Genomic DNA, 22,590 nt, shown 5'->3' with positions numbered 1-22,590 from the left:
CTATTTACTCTTCGAAAATTCAGACAAAAACTTATTGTTCTCTTGGCTAACTGGACGAAAATTATAGATTTCCATTTCTGTCACCGATTGATTGGCTTCTGCTAATACAATTCTCCTGATATGGTCATCACCAAAAATCTCTATTGAAGTTATAATCTTGCTAAAAGATTTCTTCTTAGGTAGAAGGCGAACTTGCCAGTGCTCTTGATCTATCTGTGCATTCAAGAAGAAGAAATCTTCTAGAGTAGAGAATTTGCCTTTGATAATCTGTAAAAGCGGGTAAGCTATCTGACTGTCTATTGGATTTGTTGAGTAATTCTTTCTATTATCATAATCAGGATTCCAAAAAATTCGGTGAGAGTCTACAGGGCTTTCTATTCTCCAGCTTACCCCCATATCTTCAGAAACTGCCATTATGCCCTTAGAAATCAAAGGACGTGGCAACTGTGGAATTGTTTTTTTTTGAGAAAAACTTCCTATCATTTGCGCTGTTGGCTCTATTTTATTTTCTATCATTTCCAGTATTTGGCGTTGTTCTGGATTGAGAGCAAGTAGATGGGTTGGCATGAGGAACATAGCCACATAAAGCAGCAAACAGTTTAACGCTGACATTTATTAATCCCGAGTTTTTTCAGTAGTAATGAAGGCGATACAAAGCACATTTCTCCACTCTTCATTTCCACTGCTACCTGTATTGTGTGGCCCTTGCTAAGGCGTGTATCACTATCTCTGTCGTTCACAGTATATTTTATTTTCAGACGATTTTCATATTCTGAAATCTCAGCATGTACCACAATCCATTGTCGAAACATCAGCGGTTTTATGTATCGGATTTTTAATTCAATAACCGGCCAAGCATAACCTGATTCACGCATTTGTGGATAATTGTAATCAAGCTGATCTAAGAGGGCACAACGGGCAATTTCAAAATACTTGGTAAAATGCCCATGCCAGGCAACTTCCATTACGTCAACGTCGTGAAAAGGTATCTGTATTTCTGTTTTAGCACGCCACTTCTCTGGTATTTTATTTTTACTAGGCTTCATATAATCTCCAGTGTCTTTTCTGGATTAAGCTTACAAATTCCCTCAGAGTATCTTCAAGCTCTCTATCTTCCTCGAGAAGAGTGAATTGACCAGAAACCTGCTTTATTGTGTTTTGCAGTGGAGAAGAAAGGCTATCCCACAATACAGAACTATCACGTAAGCGGAGTTGAATTCCTTGCCAGGCTACCATTAACGCCGAAGCAGCAACTTGTTCAGTTAATTGTAGGACCCTGAGGCAATCTCTTGCAGCAATTGTTCCCATGCTGACTTTATCCTGGTTGTGGCATTCAGTTGATCTTGAAAATACGCTGGCAGGCATAGTCTGTTTTAATGCTTCAGCTGTCCAGGCACTGGCACCAATTTGTACAGCCTTGAACCCATGGTTAATTGAACTTCGCACTCCCACTACCCCAGACAAATTAGCGGGCAACCCATTGTTAAATTTCACATCGGATAATTGAGCGATTTGCCGATCAAGTAAGTCTGCAAGATTAGCCACAGTATTTTTCAGACTATCCATGGCAAAGGCAATATGACCTCCATAGAAATGTCCACCATGTAGAACCTTTTCATTTTCACCATCAATAATCGGATTATCATTTGCGCTGTTAAGCTCGTTACCAATAAACTGACTTAACCAAGGTAGAGAATCCTGAAGAACACCTATAACATGAGGAGCACAGCGTAGTGAATAGCGATCTTGTAGGCGGTTGTTGTGCTTAGGTGCCGTTCCTACATTTAGGTCATCATGTATCCATTGGGCAATCTGGTTTTGGCCTGGGTGAGGCTTTACAGAAAACAAGGAATTATCATAATGATAAGCATTACCCTGTAATGCAATACACATCATTGAAGTGATACGAGCACTTATCTGCGACAAGTATTCAGCACGTTTAAAAGCTAAACATGCAAGGCCTGTCATCGCTGCTGTGCCATTCATTATTGCCAAGCCCTCTTTAGGACGTAGCTTTAGCGGCGCTATTTCAAGAGCATCAAAGATCTTTTCTGTATACGCCTGTTGACCTCGATACCATACCTTGCGTTTACCACACAACACTGCAGAGACATAGGATAAAGGAGTCAAATCCCCACTCGCTCCAACAGATCCCTCTTGGGGAATTACCGGGATCACATCTTTCTGCAGAAGATAAACCAATTGTTGAAGCAGCTTGTAACGAATACCTGAGAAGCCTTTTGCAAGACTCACGATACGAACAGCCAAAATCGCTCTACTCTGCTCGAGGGTGAACATTTCTCCCATCCCACAACCATGAAAGGTGAATAAGTGGTAGGGGAGTTCTTCTACTAAGTCAGTGGGGATACTTTCAGTACATGAATCGCCATACCCAGTGGTAACACCATAGATAACACCTTCTTTTTTCCAGAGATTATCTAGAAATTCAGATCCACGGTTGATTCTGGAAATAAATTCCTCTTCCTCTGACAGACAGACTTCCACACGACGCTTAGCAATGCTATTTATCTGGTCAATTGTTAAATCAGTACCATCAAAAATTACTTGGGTACCCTGTAACACTGCTGAATTCATTTTTGTTGATCCCAGAATGGGTAGAAGTTATACCACTGTAGAGGCGCCATACGACAGTAGCGCTCCAACCTCTTAGCAAATTCCGATACCAGAAAATGAATATGGCCTTCTCTATCACCACGCTTCATCAAAACACGATCACAAAGCTTTTCCATATATATATCGTAACCATCTGGACTGCTAAGACAAAAAAGCGTATAGACTGGGCACTTTAGCAATGACGCAAGGATATATGGTCCTTGGGGAAAGGGTGCTTTCCTGCCGAGAAAATCAGCATCACAGGTTCTCCCAACAGAGTTAATCGGTATTCGATCACCTACAATAACAATTAACTCTCCATCTTCAATCGCCTCTGAAAGGTGAATTATCAAAGCTGGTGAAATGTCCGTTACCTGTATCAGCCGCACTTGGCTGAGAGGGTTCAACATTTTCATCATCTTATTGAATTTCACTGCATGCTTGGTGTGCACAAGGACATTAACACGCACTTCAGTCAGGCTTCCTAGTGCACGGGAAACTTCCAGGTTTCCCAGATGCGAGCCAATAATCAGTCCGCCTTGTCTGCTTGAAACCAATTGATGTAACTCTGATCTGTCGGGAAAATTTACTAGATTATCTGGAATTCCTACAAACCATGCCTCGAGCTTTTCTCTTGCGCTATTCGCAAAATTCAAAAAAATCTGAAATCCAGTTTTCCAGTTTGATCGAGTACTACTGTTTGGAAAGCGCCTTGAAAAAAATTCCAGGTATTCCCTTACTGCTTTGCGGCCACTTCGATTCTTCAAATAGTAAAAAAGGACTACGGGATACACTGTCACCTTAAAAGCATAAGGTCCAATCCTATGATGTACCCAAAATAGAAGACGGATACCCAGGAAAAAACCTTGTTCTCTATACTGGGACCAATGCAAACTAAACAAGATCAGTTCTCCATTTTATTAATCCGGAATAGACGTAAAATCATCCCGAAAAATAATCTTGTATGCATGGCGGAAATTAGCAGGTTATCCTTAAAGCCTCTAAAGTGGGAAATGCCATCTTCTGGGTAACGGACCATAACAGGTACTTGCTTTAACTGTTTTTTCTGCCAATACCATCGCACTAATATTTCAGGATCAAAGTCCATACGATTACCCACATATTCTGTATTTAAAAGCTTTACAATTGTGCATAATGGATAACATCTCAGTCCACACATTGAGTCTTTAATTTCCAGGGAAAGAGTATTAATCCATACCCAGGCATGAGTCAGATATCGGGCCCAAAGCCGAATTTTAGGCACCGATTCATCATAAACCGGATACCCACAGATAAAAGCATCAGGTTGCTTTCGGCTTTCATCAAGTATCCGGGGAATATCGGTCGGGCAATGCTGCCCATCGGCATCAATTTGTATGGCGTGGCTAAACCCAAGTTCTCTAGCAGCCCTTAATCCAGTTTTTACTGCAGCACCTTTTCCACCATTTACTTCTCTCACAATCAAACGAACCTGCTCACCGTATTTTTTTTCTATAGCCTTAAGTACTTCCTGGCATTCTTTATTACTACCATCATCCACTAAAATATACGGAATCTTAAATGAATCCAGGGACGCAAGCGTTTTAGCTATAGCTATTTCATGGTTATAGATTGGGATCACAAAGCAATAATTAGTCATGACGGAAACACAGTTTTCCACAACTATATTCTTTATTTCTTTTATTAAAATCATGGAAGCAAAAGGTCAATTTATTTTTATCTGAATTAAATTCAATATTTAATGAAACCAAGTCTTCAGGCAGCATTAACTGTTTAAATTTGATGACTTCCATATGTGAAAATATATCACTAATCCCAAATAGTTCCCTACCAAAGTGCATTGCCCAATCTATTTGAACAACGCCGGGCACAACTGGCGCTTCAGAAAAATGACCTGGTAAACACGGCAAGTCTGGATTAATTTTGAACACAATTTTACCCATATTGCCTATCTGTTCACGCTTTTCTACACGAGGTACCATAGCGTCTGGTGTTGCATCAAAAATTCGCATTAATGTCTCTCTTGCTGTCTTCCCCTGTTGATTGGTTGGAATTTCATCAACAAAACGCCAAAGCCGTGGTAAGGCCACTCCTTCCAGGTCTAAGGCCAAGCATTCACGTACCTTTCTTATAAGTCGGGCTTTGCCCTCTGTTTTTAGTAGCTTTAGTCCTGTCTCGGAAAGCTTGGCTACTACAGCAATGCTTTTTCGTTTACGTTCAACAATTAAGACCTTCGCTGTAATAATATAATCATGAGAAATTAACATGGATTCAATTTGAGAAAGAGAAATTCTCTTTTCTTCAATTTTAACAATGCGATCTATCCTGCCTAGAAGTTTAAAATTTCCGTTTCGAAGAAATTCTACCCTGTCATGGCAGATAAATGGGAAATCCAGCCAAGGTGAAATAACCCTCAGTAGCCCTTGACTTGTTGCGGATAGATTGACTTTGGTCAATGGGGTCCAACTTGGTTCAGCTTGTTGGCAACGCCAGGCAATTCCCCCTGTTTCTGTACTGCCATAAATTTCTGTTGGTAAAATTCCGCAGAGTCTCTCAATAGCCTGAGCGTCCTCTAGTTGTAGCGCCCCTCCAGATGAGAAGATGTCAGTAAAAGCCTTGCCAAGGTGCCAAGGCCAGGTTGGCATTCTGCGACTCAACTGAGCCGGGCTTGCAATCCACATTACGGGAGCCCAATTAGCCGCATCTTCCAGTAACTTAGCAATATCAGCATAGGTTTTACTGACGAAGGTTCGCCCCCCCATTAAAGGCCACAGTAACTTAAATAAGAGACCATAAATATGCTGATGACTGACAGTAGCCAGTGTAGTGATTTTACGATTCAATGAATTCCATTTTTGTTCATGTTCCTCAACTTCTCTAAGTAGGTGTTCAATTTTCTTGGATATGACTTGCGGTTTTCCGCTACTACCAGAGGTAAATAACTGAATACCGCCAGTAAAAAACTGTGGTAGTTTTTGCTCCTCAATATCGGTGAGTAAATTCTCCAACTTTATTGCATTTTTTTTATTCCACTCACCGAGCAGCAATATCGGTTCTTCCAAAGAATTGGCAGTAACTCTTTTGTTATTGCCGGGTATGACAACAATTTTTGCACAAGATAAGGCCGCAAAGAATAAAAGAGAAAATTCATAACTATCCTCACAGAAGATAGCAACCCGAAATACCCCTTTTTTAATTATTATATTTCTTAATTGATGACTGACCCAAGCAAGCTCTAGTTTGAATTGCCGAAAATTAACTTTACCAGTAAGCCTATAACTCACTATTTCATGATCATCTCGGTATCCAAATATATTATTAAATTGGACTTCACTCACAGTAACATTCACACTTCGCGATAAATACGGCTGCGTACAAGCCATTCAGCAGCTATTATCATTCCCATTAACACATATGAAACCAAGCCATTATAAAATACCCAGACTTGCATATTTCCACTAATTACTGTTGCTGTGGCTAAAGACCCATTAATCAAAAAGAAGATACACCATACTTTTGTAACTTTCCTGGTATATACTATACCTTTGTAAGGCAAGTCAGGTTCTTTTATCCGAGCGATACGCTCTATTATACTTTTGGGCTGTTTAAGGCTGTAAGCAAATAAGAAAAATAAAATTAGGTTGCAAAGGACTGGATACCAGAGTAATCCTTTTGGGTCATCACGGAGCCATGAAAGGGCGAGCACTATCGCCAGAGCGAGAGTAACCATACTTCCCACTTGTTTTCCATTAACACCACTGAACACTAACCGCATTATTATAATAAAGAGTAATAATATCAGAATGCTATTTAAAGGTAGGTACTGGATACCGAAGTAAACCGCCAGAGGATACAGAATCAATAATACTGTAACTAACAGTTTCGCGAAGCGTTTCATTGTTTCGCCATAACTTTTTGAATAGCTTTTACCACATCACCAACAGTTCTAACACTCTTGAATTCTTCAGGAGCAATTTTCTTTCCAGTGAGTTCTTTCAAACGAACGATCAAATCAATGGCATCAATACTATCTATATCCAGGTCATCAGAGAGATGTGCGTCTTCTTTAACATCTTCCTCGTCAACTTCAAACATCTCTGCCATAATTTCTGCTAGTTTTTGCAGAATCTCATCTTTGTTACTCAACATAGCTACCTCATTAAGTACGACCGCTATCGATGAATTTTGCCAGGTTGTTCACGCTGGAAAAATATAGCTTTGTATCTTCATTTTCTGCATCTATCGAGATATTATATTTTTTCTGTAGCGCAAGACCTAATTCAAGGGCATCAATGGAATCAAGACCGAGCCCATCTCCAAATAGTGGCTCATTAATTGCGATATCCGAAGGTGTAACATCCTCCAAATTAAGAACTTCTATAATCAGAACCTTAAGTTCTTTAATTAATTCACTCACGCAGTATACCCCTCGGTAAAAAATGCTTTTAATTCTTGAATAATTTTACGAGCCACTAAAGGAGTCTCCTCTTTTTCTCCAACTTGTAGAAAGCTACCAGATTCAGTGATATTAAATTGGAAATGAGGTCGGGAAAATGGAATATTATACCATGGAAGATTCTTCATCAGCATCGGCGGATTACAGCGGATTGTAACCAGCGTAGGAGTAACACCGGAGCGCAGTGCCATATAGGCGGCACCACGTTGGAACTTAAGAGGTCTTCCCGGTACAGAGCGCGTACCTTCAGGGAACAGTACTATTGACTCGCCATTTTCTAGTGACTTTGCAGCCATTTCTATCATTTTTTCTGGATCATCATTGGGAATATAGCCGGCGGTATTTACTGCTCCACGCATAAACGGATTACGAAACAGGTTTGCTTTTACAATACAGTTTGCATTAGGAATACGAGATATCAGGAAAACAACGTCAATGAGAGATGGATGGTTAGCCAATATCAGCTGGCCGGGTATACATAACTTCTCTTGATCTTGAAAATTATATGTATAAATGCCTGCCTTATGCATGAAACCAATGAACATACGAAAAGCAAGATGAATGCAAAACCTTGCCTTTCTTTTACGCATTTCCTGATCCCGATAAATTATTTTGAGAGGCGGAAAAACAATAAACCTTAAAACTAACCCGCCAAGGCCAAACAAGCTAAAGGCTGTAGCAGTAGCCAACAACCTCAACCAGTATTTATCCCTTCGCTCGGTAGAAAGAAATTTAGGCTGCATTTAAGTGTAACTCCCACCCTTGCCCCAGCGGGACAACTCCACTTCCCTCTATAAGCGCACTAATTAGCGGGAGCTGATAATCTGGCGCCTCAAATGCCGATTCAATCTTAGTACCTGTAGATGACACCAGAGCGGATTTTTTACCCTGCGCATTTGTCCCTTTAGATAGGCGCATAGTAGTTACACAGATATGGGTTGGACTCTGCGCACTGGACTGATACATTTCCGGTAACGGTTCTTCATAAAATATCAGCAACAGCTCCTCAGCTCCATCTCGCAATATACCAGCAGCCTCCAATAAGCCAGCAAGCAGTGGAAAGTCACCGCCGGCCAAAGCCAATGCAGGGGATTGTACTGAGCATAGGATTGAAAGTTGGCCAGCAACCGCGTTGTGAACAGAGAGTCCAAAGGCGGTGGGTGATAAATCCTCGCCAGCGGCAACGCTCTTTAACAGGGAGTGAGTTCTCACCGACTCACCGTGTACAGAACAACAAAGCAGGGGTATATCTCGATGCTTGATAAGCGGATAAGCAGCATGAAGTGCCGCTTTAGACAATGGACTCAAGCGACGACGTTGCATAGCGGTAAGGAAGGAAACATCGGCCTGGCCTTCACCCGCGGGCAATACTTTCTCACAACGCCAACGTTGCCAATCGGAAAGCTCTGATATCCCCGAATACCATGCTCGCCAAGCGGTGATTAGAAACTCGATAGACAAACAACAATCATGGAGCTGCGCTCCACCCCCCAATATCCATTCTCTGCAACCAACCAACTCTGCCATTGCTTTAATCTGGCTTTTTGGGCATTGCGCGACTAGTAACAGGGCGGGAATGGTACACAAAATGATCAACCCCCGCTAGCAAAAGAGAAAGTAATTTGGAGCTGGAAGGCCGGTTAAATTACAAGTGAGCACAGATCCTTTCCATAAAGAACACCCTTTCGTATCATTGTTCAGTTTTATTCTTGCTTAGTCACTACTTATAGAGAGTCTTCAAGCATAAAAAGCATATTTTAAATCCTTTATTGAGTCTATAATTCTTAAAATCCTCTTTTAATGGGAAAAAGTCCTGTTTATCGAGATTTGGATGCTGGATCTACCGCAGTTTTAAGTCACTTTTCCTCACTGAGGCAAATCCGCTCTTTTGTAGCTTTTCCCCTGGGTACTTGCTCCGCTACACAAGGAATCTGGATATACCCTCCATCGACAATTGCATAAGAGGGATAACAGCCTATCATTACGATTGTCTTTTGATGGGCAATAGAACAATCGGTTAGATAGGATTTCATGCTTAACTTTACTTGCTCTTCTTCTTCTCATTGGTCCAATGACTGGCAGTCCACATCAATCAGTTTATTAAGCAAAGAGGAGCTTTCACGCTTAAACCAGATGCGCAGCCCAAGGCGACAAACACAATTCTTAGCAGGACGATTGCTCGTCCGTGCCTTTGTTTCTGAGCACTTTGCTTGTGAGCCCAGAAAAGTGAATCTTGCCGCTGTGGCACCGACATTTGCCTCATGCGGAGGTTATCATCTTGTGAATGTTTCACTCAGCCACTCGGCTGATTGTCTGGCTGTCGCTATAGGCAAAGATATGCTTGGCATCGACTGCGAGTTGGAATACCCATCAAGGGATTGGCTGGCAATAGCAAAAAGCTACTTCCATAATGAGGAAATTTCCTGGTTGCAAAAACAGCCCAAGTCTGGATTGACTCGGGCGTTTCTACGTATTTGGACAGCCAAGGAAGCGCTCTCCAAGTGCTCAGGAGAGGATCTTGGTAAATTATTAAACACCACTTCCATTATCAATGATGTTTGTCCATGGCCGACAAGGCTTGCGGAATTTCACTGTTGGAGAGGCGGGATTGAAGGAGGAGCCTATCTTGCCCTGGTTGGTAAGGACGGGCCGCCCCCGCCATCCTCTCACTTGAACGGTACTTACAGAGCCAACTTCAACGATTCAGGAGGCAGGGAAGTCCGGCTGTTCAGGTTTGGTGCCTCACATTTGAGTTAGCTATCACTATACAATCAGGTTCGTTGCTTATCATGCTCTAAGGTCATAGCACGAATCGCACTCATTCCCGCCCAAGCCGTAACCAAAGAAGTCTCCCGTATACCAGAAGGGCTTATCCAGCGTACCCCCTACTTTTCTGTCAATCAGATAGTTCAAAACTGCCTGGCTGCTACATAGTCGATACCCGCATCCGCAGAACCTCCAGGCTTATGGTAGCGTTTACGTAGAAAAGCCTCCTGTTTCGCGATGCCATCATTAACCGTATCCTGGGCCTCGCGACCGGTAATCAGGAGCCTGTCTATGCTGCTCTTCCAAGTTCCGGGAAAGCCCTGCCCACTGCGGCGACTACGGCTTCGTGGGCACTATCGGCACAAAACTCGCCATGGGCGGCGAGGAGGTGTAGGAAAGGCAGCTTTAACAGGCGCTCGAAATCCTTCTGCAGCCCCTGCCATGTATCTTTTCCCTGGGGACTCATGCGCGCGCGCCAGGCCGGTACCACCTGCATACCAGAGCGCATCCCGGCAAATCGCAACAGGCACCGGCCACTCCAGTTGCAGCCTCGCCAATTGCCCCAGTACTGGAGTGCATCGCAGCCCAATAGCAGACCACCACTGAAGGGCAACCACAGTACCGCTTCTGGGAATCGGCTGCAGGAAAACTCCAGAAAGCGGCCTCCAGGTACCGGACATTCCCCCCCCTCTCCCAGCAATTGATCCGCGCTGGGGGGATATAAATCAGATCCCGCCTGCCGCCAGAAGGTGAGATCGAAATGATCTCGGTAGTAGAGGTCGTCCTGGCCATGGTGATAACCCAGGCGTACTGCGTGGCGAACCCTGCCCATATCCCGTAATTTCTCTTCCTGCTGTGGGCGCAAACGCATCGGGTTAACCAGAATAAGATCCCCTCCCCAACGCACTATGGCCATATTGCGATTAATTGTGACTGCTGGGACCAGCGCCACCGTCCCGGGTACATAGAACAGATCGGGCAGGAGCTGACGGATTTCTCCGTGGGGCTGAGGTGGTGGATAATCAATGCGCACAACCGTTGCAGCTCAGGTGTAGTGCGCCCGGTTGCTGATACCGCACAGAAGTTGCAGCGCGCGTTCGGCACTGTCTTCCGGCACAAAGATATGATCATGGCGCAGCGCAGTTATCACATTGGCAGCGATACCGGCATCAGCCAGCGCTCCAGTGACAATCGCTGTCAATTGAATCGTACTAAAGCCAGATAATATCTGCAGCGTGATTTGACGAAACGGTATGCTGGCAGCGAGACCGTGTTGTCGGGCCAGATACTGGGGCAAAATTACACACATACCCTCACCTTCGCGAAAAATACACAGGCTGTTCGCAATCACATCCGTTAGGCGGGCATCCGCCACCTGGCAAAAAACGTAGGTTTCCTCCTGCAGCCTGGGGTACATATTCCACAAAATCTCTGCGGAAGGGGATTCAGCGCTCATACCCTATTGCCATACAAAATACCTTATCCACAGTAGGGACGCCGAGGTTGACCAACCATTCTCTTGCGGCTGCCGCCGAGAATAGGTGGTCGTTGCCCAAAGCTGAGGCCGTATATTGAGAAAGTTCTCTGCCTTACCGGCCACTTATTTTAATTTCGCTTGCGCTTGTTCACGCCTTTTTTTTTCGATTCCATTAATTCACTGGACTCTGTTTCACCCGGTGCTGATGTATTATTCATTTCAGAATCCGGCGACTCCTCTTCTTTCCAACGCTGCAGGGCCATATCAATATCCCTTTCCAGATGCAGGCTGGGGAACTCCGGGCAGGGGGCATCGCGCCCGGGATCGTGCCAAGCGGAGAGGGGTGCCACAAATACCACCAGGGATTTATGCAGTCGGTTACGTCCAATACTGACTTCTGTCCAGGTTGTCTGCCAGGCAAACTTTCCCCGCACCGCATAATCGCTCTCATAGGATTTCAAGGTGAGAAAATAGGGATATATTTTTCCGCGCCTACAAATAAGCCTGCGCCCGGTTTTGATGTTTGCCATCTGGGTGAAGGGGTCAAAATACCAGTGAATATCATAGCCAAACACAAACTGCATTTTTCCATTGCGCTTGAGAAATGCATAGGAGCGGCCAGTACCATCGGACTTCAGGCTCCAGACATGGCGCGCTTCACCATCGCGGGAAATAAGCCAAGCACCAACCCACTGGCTTGCATCAAGGCGCGATTGCACATGCCAGCCATCATGTCCACTTTTTTCTTTGCCCTCAACCGCCAATACTGGGGTACAGGTGAGTAAAAAAAGCAGGACAAGTGTTAAATGCCACCGCTTTACGGCTTGAGCACAAAGTGCGCACTGCCCCTTTCGGCATGCGCCCTGGGTATTTCTGCCATTTGTGAACGGCATCGGCACGGGGCCAGTTTAACTGGCTAGATCCGGGCAATTGCTGCCGGCCTGTGGCGTTCTCCAGTTACTCAGGCGGCGCTGAAAACTTAACAGGCCACCGCCGGCCTGCAGCCAGTGACGCCCGTCAATAACGGCAAACAGCAGTGTGGAGCGGCTCCAGCCACGGAATGCCACCGATACCACACCGCCTTTGCAACGTACCGAGGCTCCGGTACGCACCCGCACGCGATCACCCTCCAGCTGCCAGTTGATAGCAAAACCGTGTGTCAATCGTCCCCCGTCATTAAAGCCATAGGCATAACCGGAGCCGTCCGCATTGAGCTGCCAAACCAACTGGTCATCGCCCTCGCTGACCACCAGCCAGTTGCCCGCCCACTGCACCTGCGCCGATTCCGCCGCGGCAGCCAGGGGGACAGATAGAAAAAGTAAAAGAACGACGGCATAAGCCTGTAGGGAGGAAGCAATAACACCTTTCGGCAGGGACTGACACAAATACTTCATGCGCTGCTCTACTGTATCTGCTCCCGAAACCATTTTCACGGGCGCGGGTTGCTGTAGAAGGCGGCTGAAAGCACCGCCAATTTTCCTGTCCGGTGCGGAGCTGAGGCCCCCGAAACCGGCGTGAAAAATTGCTCAGGCGTTCTTTTTCACATCCTCTGTTAGTAAGGCTAGACACAAAATCCCACAGTGGCATTAGAAGCATTAAAAATATTAACAGAGGCGCCAGCGCAGTTGCTGGAATAGGACAAGCTACGTAGTGGCCACCTTTGGCTGTGTTTATTGGGTACGCGCGTCGGACAGATTTTTATCGGCACGCCAAACACGGTATTTGAGCAGCACGCCCTCTGGCAGGTAAACAACCAGTGGCAGGCGGCTGCTGTAGGGGAGTATCAGGCTATCCCCGCGCACACGGATAAAACGCCGGGAGTCTGAACCGGGGGCGCAGATCTTGCGTGTGCCGGGAGTGGGCTTCAGGTCGGACAGGACGTAATAGGGATAGCCCCAACCGGCTAAAACTTCGCGATGCAAAGGGGCGGTAAAGCTACGCAAATTGCAGTCAGCAATTTCACGCCGCCCAGGCACCAGTTCAATCATAAAGCGACTTTCATCCTTCACTTTTGGCAGTTGGATAACGTGGCGCTGATTGCCATCCACTTCTGTCGGAAAAGCGTCGAGAGGCTCAGCCGCCTGTACGAAGGTCATACCAAAAAGGATCAGCGCTGCGAAGAGGGATTTTTTCATGGCGAATTGCTCACCTCGGGAACACGTTTCTGGCGTATAAACCTTTTTACAGTCTAGTCAGCTTTCTCCAGTGCAGCAGGCGCCAAAAAAGGGAAAACCGCGCCAAGATAGAGCGGCACAGCGTTTACCTGCCTCTCACCAGGCCCTGAGGCTATCGCGTGCTAACAAACCACAGGCAGGCACGATGGCTATCGCTCGCAGGTGATTTCTGCGCCTGGAAGCGCTTGAGAAGGGAGGGCGGAACAAAAAAAACGGTGGCAAGATCGCCTGACCCTCGGCAGTTATTTGCCAGTGGAAGGGTAGGCGTAAAACCCTAACAAATTACCGCAGCTGCCAGGACAGCCGGATACAAAACCCCGCTCAAGGCGGGGTCGGCTCAGATACAGCGAAAATTAACCGCGCTCAGCACGCTCCTTGGCAATCAGGTAGTCAGCCACCTGCAGCATCAGTTCCTGGCCGTTGCTCTTGCCTTTAAGGCCCGGCAGGGAGGCGCTGATGCGGTACTTACCGGCTACAACCACCTCTGGAGTACCGGTCATCTTATAGGCCCGCTGGCTGGCCACACCCTGCTTGACCCTGCTGTTAATGGCAAAGGAGTTCATCAATTTGGCAGCTCTGGTGCCGTCGGCGCCATGCTTGTTGAACAAAGCCTCAATGGCCGACAGGTCCGGCTTCCAGTTGCGGCCTTCGCGAACCGCGAGCATCTGGCGTTGGTTGTAAATGGTATTGAAGATGGGGGTGTGCATCTTTTCCAGGACACCCATCGCATCAGCCACATAGAATAGGCGCGCATGGACATCCATCACCGGCTGCCAGATGGCGGGCAGCTTCAACAGGGCGACATCGCCAGGCATATTCTTTTTCCAGCGCTCCAGGGTCGGCTCGAAGTGGTAGCAATGGGCACAGCCATACCAGAACATCTCGGTCACTTCGATTTTGCTATCGTCTTTCTGCGGTACCGCCTGGGGCAGCACCTGATAGTGTTGACCGGCTTTGAACCCACTGCTTTCCTGTGCGCAGGCGGCAAGGCTGAACAATACAGCTAAAACCATTGTTATAGGGGCGAGAACTGCTCTCATAAGTCTTCTCCAGCTTAAACCTTCATTGTTCGAGGCCTGTTAGCGGCAGGCTGCCGGGTCACAGAGGCACAATAGACAACGCAGATTATTGAAGTTCCCGTTGCACCAGGCAAGGGAACGCGACAAAAGTGCTACTACTTTACCCGATTCCCCTCTGTTTGACCGGTCACCTGTTGCTGGGACCAGCCCGTTATTCCGTCAAACCGGCAACATAGTTGGCGACAGCGGTGATTTCGGCATCGGACAGCTGACTTGCTACCGTGCGCATGGTGCGGGTATCCCCGTCATTTGTGCGGGTGCCTGCACGGAAGGCTTTCAACTGGACTTCGATGTACTCCGGATACTGACCGGAAAGTCGCGGATATCCTGCCGGTGCATTGCCCTGACCGGTGGGGGAGTGACAGCCCATACAACCGGGCACGCCGGTTTCCATATTCCCCGCACGGTACAATTTTTGCCCAAAGATGAGGCCATCGACACTTTCGCCATTATTGAGTCTGACTGCAATGGCTTCGGAGCCAGTCAACTGCATCGGTTGGGCGGCGAAATAGGCGGCGATATCCTGCAGATCCTGTTCGTTGAAGTTGTCCAGCTGGCCGACCATCTGCGGCACATTGCGCTTGCCCTCTTTGATATCCTCAAGCTGCTTGAGCAGGTATTTCTCCCCAAGACCGGCGATTTTGGGAAAGGCAGACACCGGACTGTTGCCGTCAGTACCGTGGCAGGCTGCACACTGGACGGCCTTCACCTTGCCCTCAGCAGCATTACCCATAGCCATAGCAAAGGGTATGGTTCCCAAGGCGATAACCAAACCAAGTACCAGAGCAATGTTCTTGAAAAAGCTGTTCATACATCGTCCCGTTGCGCGCTGTGATATGGTGTTCTGCGCCTCCGGTAGTCCCGCGAGGCGAAAACTGCGGCATTATATACTTGCGCGCCAAACGAGTGTACCGGATCAGCGGACTTAAACGATGTCAATTGCCAAACTTAATACTCAGCCGCAAAAACTGAACTACCGTACCATACAGTTTCTGACCAGTGCGCCCACCCTGGCCGAGTGCCCGGAGGATTCAGGTGCCGAAGTGGCCTTTGCCGGCCGCTCCAATGCGGGAAAATCCAGCGCCATCAACGCCTTGACCGGCAACAGCAAGCTGGCGCGGACCTCCAAGACACCCGGACGCACCCAGCTGATCAACTTCTTCAGCCTGTCCGAACAGCAGCGCCTGGTGGACCTACCGGGGTACGGCTATGCCAAGGTGGCCCGCGCCATGAAGGACGAGTGGCAGCGCCACCTGGCCGTCTACCTGGAGCAGCGCCACTGCCTGCGCGGCCTGGTGCTGTTGATGGACATACGCCAGCCCCTCAAGGAATTCGACACTCATATGCTGACCTGGGCAGTTGAGGCGGGCCTGCCGGTGCATCTCCTGCTCACCAAAGCGGACAAACTGAAAAATGGCCCCGCCAACAATACCCGCTTTGCCATAGAGAAAGCCCTCAGGGAGCAGGGTCTGGACCGGGGCGTTACCCTGCAGACGTTTTCCTCCACCAAAAAGACAGGCATCGACACGCTGGAGCGCAAACTGAATGAATGGCTCGCACCGCGAATTGAGCCCCTCGTTGCAGGCAACTGACCTCCCGCCCCGGAGCCCCCTCCAAGGTACTATTATCAGCCCGCACTGAAGTTGGACGGTGCCTACCCGGCGTGCAATAACCGGCTAAATCAGCCCGCTTTGCCCGGCGCGCGCCCCGGCCCCCCCGAGGACAGCAGGGAGCGCAACAATACCCGCCGCAACTGCTGACGCGTTTGGAGCGTCGGGCAATGCAGCTCCTCAATGCACAGGCAGCGTTGCGCCAATAGCGCGACCAAGGTGTCCTCACAAATGGCAATAGTAAGCAGCCGCGGGGTTTCTGCAGGCTTTACACCGCCCATTTTCTCAGTGCAGCCGGAGGTCTCTGTCAAAGCGGACGGGCTGCTTGGCTTGCGCGGGTTTTTGCTCTGACTCGCCGGTATGCGTTGGGTAGAGGGCGCTGATACAGTCAGCGGCAATCCGCTGCTTGTGGCCATCTCCAAGTTGGCGCGCGAGGATTGAACTGGCGCCGGCGAGAATATAGCGGTGTAATTTTTCATCCCCCAGCTCCCGGTAGGCTGCCATCAGCCAGATGGCGTTCTCACTAAAGCGTGTCGCGGACACGGCATAGCTGGGCCACTGCTTTGCCAGCAGAAAACCCGCCAGGTCAAAAGCGCAGCCCAAGTAGGGAATCGCGTCTTTCTCATTGCCCTCCTCAGAGAGGATCTTGCCAAGCTCTATCCAGTCCAGCCACGCCTTTTCTGCACGATCCGTGTCAGCAACCAACCACTGGCGGTGGTTTGCGCATAGGTAACGTAAATTCACGATAACCCCCTTGCTTAAAACCTATTTAGTGTAATGCGAACAATTATCATTTGCAAATAATTAAAATAAACTTTTAATCCTTGTTTGAAGAAGCCTGAAGAGGTTTTTTACTACATAAAAAAAGCCGGCAGATGGGGTCTGCCGGCTAGGAGTCAGTGCCCTTTGGGGAGGGGCACTTGCCAAGCGCACCCAGGGGGACGGGTACGCCTGAGGGTTCCTCTTCAATGCGATCTCTTCCCACACCGGGAAGCTTAGGTTGCTGCCGTTGGCATTCCCACCCGGCAGGCAAAATAGCCCGAGGAATGTGAATACTATACTCGCCCGCCCCTGAATTTCCGGAAATAGATTCCAATCTCGTCAACCAATCCGGATTGATGCCTGGAGGCCGGGACCTGCCACCCGCGCCCCGAGAGACTATCAGGCAGAAAAAAACCCCGGAGTTGGGGATAATCCGGGGTGAAAAAGCTGAACGCTTTGGGGTTAGGGAGTAACAATGATCTGGTCGTTTGGATACGCCTGAAGATTCTTTTGTTCCCAGGGTTTGAGTAAATAAATGTAAACGATGGATTTTTTCCAATAACCGGGGTCTGTAGCCGGCATTCACGGGGAAAGGCCCTTCAAATCGTCAATTCACATACCGGGCCGTTGTCGTGAAGGCGGCGGATTCCCTCTGCCAGAAGGGGCGCACAATCGAGCAGTTCGCACTTGCTCGGCAAGTCTGTCTGGGGTAGGGAGTTGGTCAGGGCAACGACCTCCACTGGAAGGCGCGACACCAGGGCCCTGGCATCTCCACTGAACTGGCCGTGACTAGTGAGTGCGATGATACGCGCAGCCCCCGCAGCCTCAGCGGCCAGCGTTGCCCGGCAGAGGGTTGCACTGCTGGCGATCAGATCATCCACAATCAGCACTACCGCTCCTTGAACGTCACCAATCAAGGTGCCACCGCTGATCTGCTCGCCACTGCGATATTTCTCTACAAAAACTCTGCCGATCGCTCTTTGCAAGCGCTCACTCAGTGCCAGGCGCAACCTCTCCGCGCGCTTGATGCCACCCTCGTCCGGGGACAACACTACCAGTGGCCGCTGCTCGCCAGCCAGCCGCCCTGCGGCAAACGCCACCAGAAGAGGCCGGGCGAGCAAATGGACGGTGCGACAGCGGAACGCATTCTCAAAGGCGGACAGGTTGTGAGCGTCCATCGTCATTACCGTGTGGGTACCTGCTGCCTCCAGAAAGCTGGCCAAATACCGCGTCGGTAAGGGGTCATGCAACTTTGTGCGCCGATCTTTGCGCCCATAACACAGATAGGGCATCACTGAAGTAATACGCGACGCTCCAGCATCCTTGAGGGCACCGATAAAAAACAGGCTGCGCAACAGTTTTTCATCGAGACTGCTACACGTATCGGCATACAGAGACTGCACAAGAAACACATCGGCCCCCTCCACGTCATCCAGGGGGCGTACTTTGTGTTCACCATCGACAAAACTGTGTTCCTCGTGCCGGGAAATGGGCTCTCCCAGGGCAGCGGCTACGCGTCCACAAAAATCGGCGCCAATATCCAGGCTAAAAAGTTTCAATCGGCTCATCGCCAACCTGCCAAAAACCGCCGGATAGTCAGGCCGACTCTATCAATCATGCAACTGGCTCCTCAGGCTGGTGAATAGCACGGGGAATACTGGGCGATTGTTGCTCGTTCAGCCTATGCATCCGTACCAAAGTCTCTTTATTGATAAACTCGGCAACCCAATGGAGGTTCCATCATCCATTGATCGGCGCCCTTGAAAGACTTACTCAACTTGGCGGGGCCTGCACCGATATTCACTAGGCAAGCAAAACCCAAATATTCTCTTTTTTCACAACACGTAAAACCGCAGGTTAGTGGAAGCTGGGTACAGGCACCTGAAAATGCCCCCGCGGGAATTGGGTCTCCGCAGTGCTCAGACTAGTCCAGTTAACGCCCGGCGGGTCTGCCGGTCGGGCCTGTGTTATGCAATAGAAGAAAAAAGCCGCAAAAGGACGCCCGACGAGCAAAATTCAACTTGAGGGGGACAAAAAAATGCCCCGGACTTGGGGGAGTTCCGGGGCAAACATCTGACTTCCTTGGGGGATGATGACGCATTCCAACAATCTTGCCATTTTAGAGAGGCTGTCGCCGGAACAGTTCCACGGATTTCGCTAAAGATTGTAAAAATGGCAGTAAAAACACAAATATTGGCGCGCCTTTCACCAATCAGGCATCGACGGAAACCACTTGTTTACATCGGCACTGCCTTGAACATCCCTGTAGGCGTAAAAAACCTCTAACGGCCGGGGCTTCAATGCGCCTGGTCCCAGTCCTTGCCGCGCCCCAGATCGACGATCAGCGGTACACGCAATTGCGCGGCGCCCTGCATCAATTCCGTCACAGCAGTTGCAACAGTCTCTATTTCCGGCTCGGGGACCTCCAGCACCAGTTCGTCATGTACCTGCAGGATCAGCTTGCTGTTCAGGTTTTGCCCTGTCAGCCTGGTGTCCACTGCAATCATGGCGCGCTTGATAATATCTGCGGCCGAGCCCTGCATGGGCGCATTGATCGCAGTGCGCTCGGCGGCCTGGCGCTGCATGGCATTGCGAGAGTGGATCTGCGGCAGGTACAGGCGGCGGCCAAACAGGGTTTCCACATAGCCCTTTTCTGCAGCCTGTTTACGGGTGTTCTCCATATAGCGCAGAACCCCCGGATAGCGCTCGAAGTAACGGTTTATATAGGTCTGTGCATCTGCGCGGGGAATGCCCAGTTGCCTGGCCAAACCGTAGGCCGACATACCGTAAATCAGGCCGAAGTTGATGGCCTTGGCGCGGCGACGCTGCTCGTCGCTGACCTCATCCAAAGCCACTTCAAACACTTCTGCGGCAGTGGCCCGGTGGATATCTGCGCCGCGCTCAAAGGCATTCACCAGCCCTTTATCTGCAGACAGGTGCGCCATAATGCGCAACTCGATTTGTGAATAGTCCGCAGCGATGATCTTACTGCCACCATTGAACCGCGGATCCGCTGTGAAGGCCCGGCGGATTCGGCGGCCCTCCTCGGTTCGAATCGGGATATTCTGCAGGTTGGGATCGCTGGAAGAGAGGCGTCCAGTGGCCGTCACCGCCTGGTGGTAGGAAGTGTGCACACGGCCACTGACAGGATCAATCATTTTCGGCAGCTTGTCGGTATAGGTGTTTTTCAGCTTGGCCAAGCCCCGATACTGCATGATCAGCGCCGGTAACTCGTGATTGTGGGCCAGCTCCTGCAACACCGCTTCCGCTGTGGAAGGCGCCCCCTTGGGGGTTTTCTTGATCACCGGGATCTGTAACTTTTCAAAAAGAATCGCTCCCAGCTGCTTGGTGGAACTCAGATTGAATTCCTCTCCTGCCACCGCGTAGGCCTGCTGCTCCAGCTCACGCATCTCCTGTTCCAGTTCGGCACTCTGTGCCGCGAGCATTTTTGCGTCTATGTAGGCACCGTTGCGCTCCATGCGTACAAGCACCGGCAACAGGGGCATCTCAATTTCATCGAGGACCTTTACCAGAGAGGGCTCCCGCGCCAGCCGATCGCTCAATGCCCGGTGCAGGCGCAGGGTGATATCGGCATCCTCCGCCGCGTAGGGGCCGGCTTTGTCCAGCGCTATCTGATTAAAGGTCAGCTGCTTGGCGCCCTTGCCGGCAATATCCTCAAAATGCACCGTGTGCTCTCCCAAGTATTTGAGCGCGAGGCTGTCCATATCGTGACGGCTGGCGGTGCTGTCGAGCACATAGGATTCCAGCATGGTATCCCGCGCAATACCGCGCAGCCCAATGCCATAGTTTGCCAGGATATGGCTGTCGTATTTTAAGTTCTGCCCCACTTTCCTTTGCTTCTCGTCTTCCAGAAGCGGCTTTAGTTTCTGCAGTACCTGTTCAAATGGCAGCTGCTCAGGTGTGCCCATATAATCGTGGGCCAGCGGCACGTAGGCGGCGCGGTAGGGCTCAACCGCAAAGGACACCCCCACCAGCTTGGCCTGCATATAGTTGAGGCTGGTGGTCTCCGTATCGAAGGCAAAGATTTCTGACTTTTTGAGCTGCTGCAGCCAGGCATCCAGCTCGGCCATTGCTGTCACAACCACATAGTCCCGTTCCACCGCCTCGGCCATGGCCTCCTCGACCTTGTCGCTGGTCAGCTCTTCCAGCCAGGTGCGAAACTCGTTTTGTTCGAATAACTCGATCAACTTCCCGGTATTCGGTGCCGAGTTGTGCAGGTTCTGGGGGTGATAGGGCATTTCCACGTCGGTTTTGATGGTGGCGAGCCTGTAAGAGAGCTGTGCTGCCGCGCGATGTTCGGCCATTTTACTGCCAAGGGTCTTGGCACCGCGAAAGCCCAAAGTGGCAATGGCACCCAGATCGGCGTAAATCTCTTTAAGGCCGCCAAGGTTCTGCAATAACGCCAACGCCGTCTTTTCCCCGACGCCCGGCACGCCGGGAATGTTGTCGGATTTATCCCCCATCAAAGCGAGGAAATCGATAATCAGCTCCGGCCCTATGCCAAACTTTTTTACCACACCTTCTCTGTCCATCTCAGTATTGGACATGGTGTTGACCAGACTAATCCCTGGACGCACCAGTTGCGCCATATCTTTGTCGCCAGTGGAAATGATCACCTCCTGGCCGCTGCGCTGTGCCTCCAATGCCAGAGTGCCGATCACATCGTCTGCCTCAACCCCATCCACTACCAGACGAGGCAGGCCCATAGCGTCGACAATGTCGTGTATCGGCTGAATCTGCTCGCGCAGGTCATCGGGCATCGGCGGGCGGTGGGACTTGTACTCAGCAAACATCTCGTCGCGGAAGGTTTTGCCCTTGGCATCAAAGACCACTACCACAGTACTGTCGACGTGCTCCTTCAAGTGGCGGCGCAACATGCTGATGACGCCGCGAACTGCACCGGTGGGTTTTCCCTGGCTGGTGGTCAGCGGCGGCAGGGCATGGTAGGCGCGATACAGGTATGAGGAACCGTCCACCAAAATCAGTGGGGCGGCATCGGGGCTTTGTTTGCTCATAAGTCAAGGGGTCTGTTGTTGGGCTTTATTTGCACCCACAGGAGGCGGGCTGGCCAATAGGATAACGCCCTTCACGCAGATTTTCCGCTCAACCTGCACATAACAACTATTGGCGCACCAACCGCATCAGAACCACACACTGGGCTAGTCTTCTCGATAGCGACTTTCACCGCTCGCTAACTCCCCCGGGAACCAAATGCGCCAGGCTGCCATCAGGCGGCACAGGCACTTTTATTCCCATGAAAATAGGACCCAACAGATGATGAAGGAAGGAATCCAACCATGAGAGGAGTGATCGGCACCGCTCTATTAATGATCACCTGCATACAAGCTTCGGCAGGCGCTGTTTTGGCCGGTGAAGCTGAGGAGGCTCGGGACAGGCACTCGGACACAGAGGGGTTTCCCTCAAAACACACCACCGCATCAAATCATGAGTTGATGCTCAAGGAGGCCCGGCAGGCACAGGAAAAGCGGCTGTTTCAACGCCAGATGCGTCAACTGGAAAAGCTGCGTCAGCAGGCCAGACGGGATGCCGACCGCGCAAAAAAATTACAACAATTAAAGAGCAGTGCCAATCCCCCCGACTGAGCGGATCATACCAACACAGCTCTTCGCCC

The 22,590-nt window shown here is 49.6% G+C and carries 25 protein-coding genes; 3 read left to right on the top strand and 22 right to left on the bottom strand.

Annotated features, from left to right (window positions below; all coding sequences use genetic code 11):
• The 11 genes from ACL7TT_RS03765 to ACL7TT_RS03715 are packed head-to-tail and all read right to left on the bottom strand — an operon-like array spanning nucleotide 1 to nucleotide 8,596.
• The gene (locus tag ACL7TT_RS03765; RefSeq protein ID WP_413393274.1) at nucleotides 1–612 is read right to left on the bottom strand and encodes an outer membrane lipoprotein carrier protein LolA; all 612 of its coding nucleotides are present in this window, start codon (nucleotides 610–612) and stop codon (nucleotides 1–3) included.
• A complete protein-coding gene (locus ACL7TT_RS03760; RefSeq protein WP_413393273.1) occupies nucleotides 600–1,046 on the bottom strand; it encodes an acyl-CoA thioesterase in 447 nt (148 codons plus the stop codon). The genes ACL7TT_RS03765 and ACL7TT_RS03760 overlap by 13 nt, the downstream gene beginning before the upstream one ends.
• Nucleotides 1,036–2,595, bottom strand: coding sequence for an HAL/PAL/TAL family ammonia-lyase (locus ACL7TT_RS03755; protein ID WP_413393271.1), 1,560 nt, complete (start codon nucleotides 2,593–2,595; stop codon nucleotides 1,036–1,038). The genes ACL7TT_RS03760 and ACL7TT_RS03755 overlap by 11 nt, the downstream gene beginning before the upstream one ends.
• Nucleotides 2,592–3,506, bottom strand: a complete 915-nt coding sequence (locus ACL7TT_RS03750) for an LpxL/LpxP family acyltransferase (protein WP_413393457.1) — start codon at nucleotides 3,504–3,506, stop codon at nucleotides 2,592–2,594. Before ACL7TT_RS03750 ends, ACL7TT_RS03755 begins: the two co-directional genes overlap by 4 nt.
• An 11-nt stretch (nucleotides 3,507–3,517) precedes the next feature.
• On the bottom strand, nucleotides 3,518–4,273 hold the full coding sequence (locus ACL7TT_RS03745) for a glycosyltransferase family 2 protein (RefSeq protein ID WP_413393269.1): 756 nt from the start codon (nucleotides 4,271–4,273) through the stop codon (nucleotides 3,518–3,520).
• Nucleotides 4,245–5,951 (bottom strand): AMP-binding protein, encoded by a 1,707-nt coding sequence (locus ACL7TT_RS03740; RefSeq protein ID WP_413393267.1) that lies wholly within the window; start codon nucleotides 5,949–5,951, stop codon nucleotides 4,245–4,247. Before ACL7TT_RS03740 ends, ACL7TT_RS03745 begins: the two co-directional genes overlap by 29 nt.
• Nucleotides 5,952–5,959: 8 nt before the next feature.
• Nucleotides 5,960–6,511 (bottom strand): COG4648 family protein, encoded by a 552-nt coding sequence (locus tag ACL7TT_RS03735; RefSeq protein WP_413393266.1) that lies wholly within the window; start codon nucleotides 6,509–6,511, stop codon nucleotides 5,960–5,962.
• On the bottom strand, nucleotides 6,508–6,762 hold the full coding sequence (locus ACL7TT_RS03730) for an acyl carrier protein (protein ID WP_413393265.1): 255 nt from the start codon (nucleotides 6,760–6,762) through the stop codon (nucleotides 6,508–6,510). Before ACL7TT_RS03730 ends, ACL7TT_RS03735 begins: the two co-directional genes overlap by 4 nt.
• 10 nt (nucleotides 6,763–6,772) lie before the next feature.
• Nucleotides 6,773–7,030, bottom strand: a complete 258-nt coding sequence (locus ACL7TT_RS03725; RefSeq protein WP_413393263.1) for a phosphopantetheine-binding protein — start codon at nucleotides 7,028–7,030, stop codon at nucleotides 6,773–6,775.
• The gene (locus tag ACL7TT_RS03720; RefSeq protein WP_413393261.1) at nucleotides 7,027–7,812 is read right to left on the bottom strand and encodes a lysophospholipid acyltransferase family protein; all 786 of its coding nucleotides are present in this window, start codon (nucleotides 7,810–7,812) and stop codon (nucleotides 7,027–7,029) included. The genes ACL7TT_RS03725 and ACL7TT_RS03720 overlap by 4 nt, the downstream gene beginning before the upstream one ends.
• The gene (locus ACL7TT_RS03715; protein WP_413393259.1) at nucleotides 7,802–8,596 is read right to left on the bottom strand and encodes a beta-ketoacyl synthase chain length factor; all 795 of its coding nucleotides are present in this window, start codon (nucleotides 8,594–8,596) and stop codon (nucleotides 7,802–7,804) included. The genes ACL7TT_RS03720 and ACL7TT_RS03715 overlap by 11 nt, the downstream gene beginning before the upstream one ends.
• A gap of 504 nt (nucleotides 8,597–9,100) precedes the next feature.
• Between ACL7TT_RS03715 and ACL7TT_RS03710 the strand changes: the two genes are divergently transcribed.
• Nucleotides 9,101–9,826 carry a 4'-phosphopantetheinyl transferase family protein gene (locus ACL7TT_RS03710; RefSeq protein WP_413393257.1) on the top strand — a complete coding sequence of 242 codons (726 nt, stop codon included), beginning with the start codon at nucleotides 9,101–9,103 and terminating at the stop codon, nucleotides 9,824–9,826.
• A gap of 298 nt (nucleotides 9,827–10,124) precedes the next feature.
• Here ACL7TT_RS03710 and ACL7TT_RS03705 read toward each other — a convergent pair whose 3' ends face one another.
• The 7 genes from ACL7TT_RS03705 to ACL7TT_RS03675 form a co-directional block, all read right to left on the bottom strand.
• The gene (locus ACL7TT_RS03705) at nucleotides 10,125–10,868 is read right to left on the bottom strand and encodes a hypothetical protein (protein WP_413393255.1); all 744 of its coding nucleotides are present in this window, start codon (nucleotides 10,866–10,868) and stop codon (nucleotides 10,125–10,127) included.
• 12 nt (nucleotides 10,869–10,880) lie between these two features.
• Nucleotides 10,881–11,291, bottom strand: coding sequence for an ACT domain-containing protein (locus ACL7TT_RS03700; protein ID WP_413393253.1), 411 nt, complete (start codon nucleotides 11,289–11,291; stop codon nucleotides 10,881–10,883).
• Nucleotides 11,292–11,440: 149 nt separating this feature from the next.
• Entirely contained in the window at nucleotides 11,441–12,031 is a 591-nt protein-coding gene (locus ACL7TT_RS03695) for a hypothetical protein (RefSeq protein ID WP_413393252.1), read from the bottom strand.
• Nucleotides 12,032–12,220: 189 nt separating this feature from the next.
• On the bottom strand, nucleotides 12,221–12,706 hold the full coding sequence (locus tag ACL7TT_RS03690) for a hypothetical protein (protein ID WP_413393250.1): 486 nt from the start codon (nucleotides 12,704–12,706) through the stop codon (nucleotides 12,221–12,223).
• Nucleotides 12,707–12,982: 276 nt separating this feature from the next.
• Nucleotides 12,983–13,447: an ecotin family protein gene (locus tag ACL7TT_RS03685; protein WP_299940186.1), complete on the bottom strand. Its 465-nt coding sequence runs from the start codon at nucleotides 13,445–13,447 to the stop codon at nucleotides 12,983–12,985.
• Between the two features lie 392 nt (nucleotides 13,448–13,839).
• Nucleotides 13,840–14,526 carry a thiol:disulfide interchange protein DsbA/DsbL gene (locus tag ACL7TT_RS03680; RefSeq protein WP_413393248.1) on the bottom strand — a complete coding sequence of 229 codons (687 nt, stop codon included), beginning with the start codon at nucleotides 14,524–14,526 and terminating at the stop codon, nucleotides 13,840–13,842.
• Nucleotides 14,527–14,716: 190 nt separating this feature from the next.
• Nucleotides 14,717–15,376, bottom strand: coding sequence for a c-type cytochrome (locus tag ACL7TT_RS03675; RefSeq protein WP_413393246.1), 660 nt, complete (start codon nucleotides 15,374–15,376; stop codon nucleotides 14,717–14,719).
• Nucleotides 15,377–15,497: 121 nt separating this feature from the next.
• On the opposite strand from ACL7TT_RS03675, the gene yihA reads away from it, so the two are divergent.
• Entirely contained in the window at nucleotides 15,498–16,157 is a 660-nt protein-coding gene (gene yihA, locus ACL7TT_RS03670; RefSeq protein WP_413393244.1) for a ribosome biogenesis GTP-binding protein YihA/YsxC, read from the top strand.
• 89 nt (nucleotides 16,158–16,246) lie between these two features.
• On the opposite strand, the gene ACL7TT_RS03665 is transcribed toward yihA, so the two are convergent.
• The 4 genes from ACL7TT_RS03665 to polA form a co-directional block, all read right to left on the bottom strand.
• Nucleotides 16,247–16,456 carry a hypothetical protein gene (locus tag ACL7TT_RS03665; protein WP_413393243.1) on the bottom strand — a complete coding sequence of 70 codons (210 nt, stop codon included), beginning with the start codon at nucleotides 16,454–16,456 and terminating at the stop codon, nucleotides 16,247–16,249.
• Between the two features lie 4 nt (nucleotides 16,457–16,460).
• Nucleotides 16,461–16,919, bottom strand: a complete 459-nt coding sequence (locus ACL7TT_RS03660; protein ID WP_413393242.1) for a hypothetical protein — start codon at nucleotides 16,917–16,919, stop codon at nucleotides 16,461–16,463.
• A gap of 617 nt (nucleotides 16,920–17,536) precedes the next feature.
• On the bottom strand, nucleotides 17,537–18,505 hold the full coding sequence (locus tag ACL7TT_RS03655) for a ribose-phosphate diphosphokinase (RefSeq protein ID WP_413393241.1): 969 nt from the start codon (nucleotides 18,503–18,505) through the stop codon (nucleotides 17,537–17,539).
• A 729-nt stretch (nucleotides 18,506–19,234) separates the two neighbouring features.
• A complete protein-coding gene (polA, locus tag ACL7TT_RS03650) occupies nucleotides 19,235–21,973 on the bottom strand; it encodes a DNA polymerase I (protein ID WP_413393239.1) in 2,739 nt (912 codons plus the stop codon).
• Between the two features lie 282 nt (nucleotides 21,974–22,255).
• Here polA and ACL7TT_RS03645 point away from each other — a divergent pair, with 282 nt between their 5' ends.
• Complete coding sequence (locus ACL7TT_RS03645) at nucleotides 22,256–22,561, top strand: hypothetical protein (protein ID WP_413393238.1); 306 nt, start codon at nucleotides 22,256–22,258, stop codon at nucleotides 22,559–22,561.
• Nucleotides 22,562–22,590: the final 29 nt, after the last annotated feature.

It is taken from the genome of Microbulbifer jejuensis, assembly GCF_047289955.1.
In the GTDB taxonomy this organism is placed as follows: Bacteria; Pseudomonadota; Gammaproteobacteria; order Pseudomonadales; family Cellvibrionaceae; genus Microbulbifer.
The sequence above is the reverse complement of the archived record's forward strand: the minus strand, read 5'-3'. Positions and strand labels throughout refer to the sequence as shown.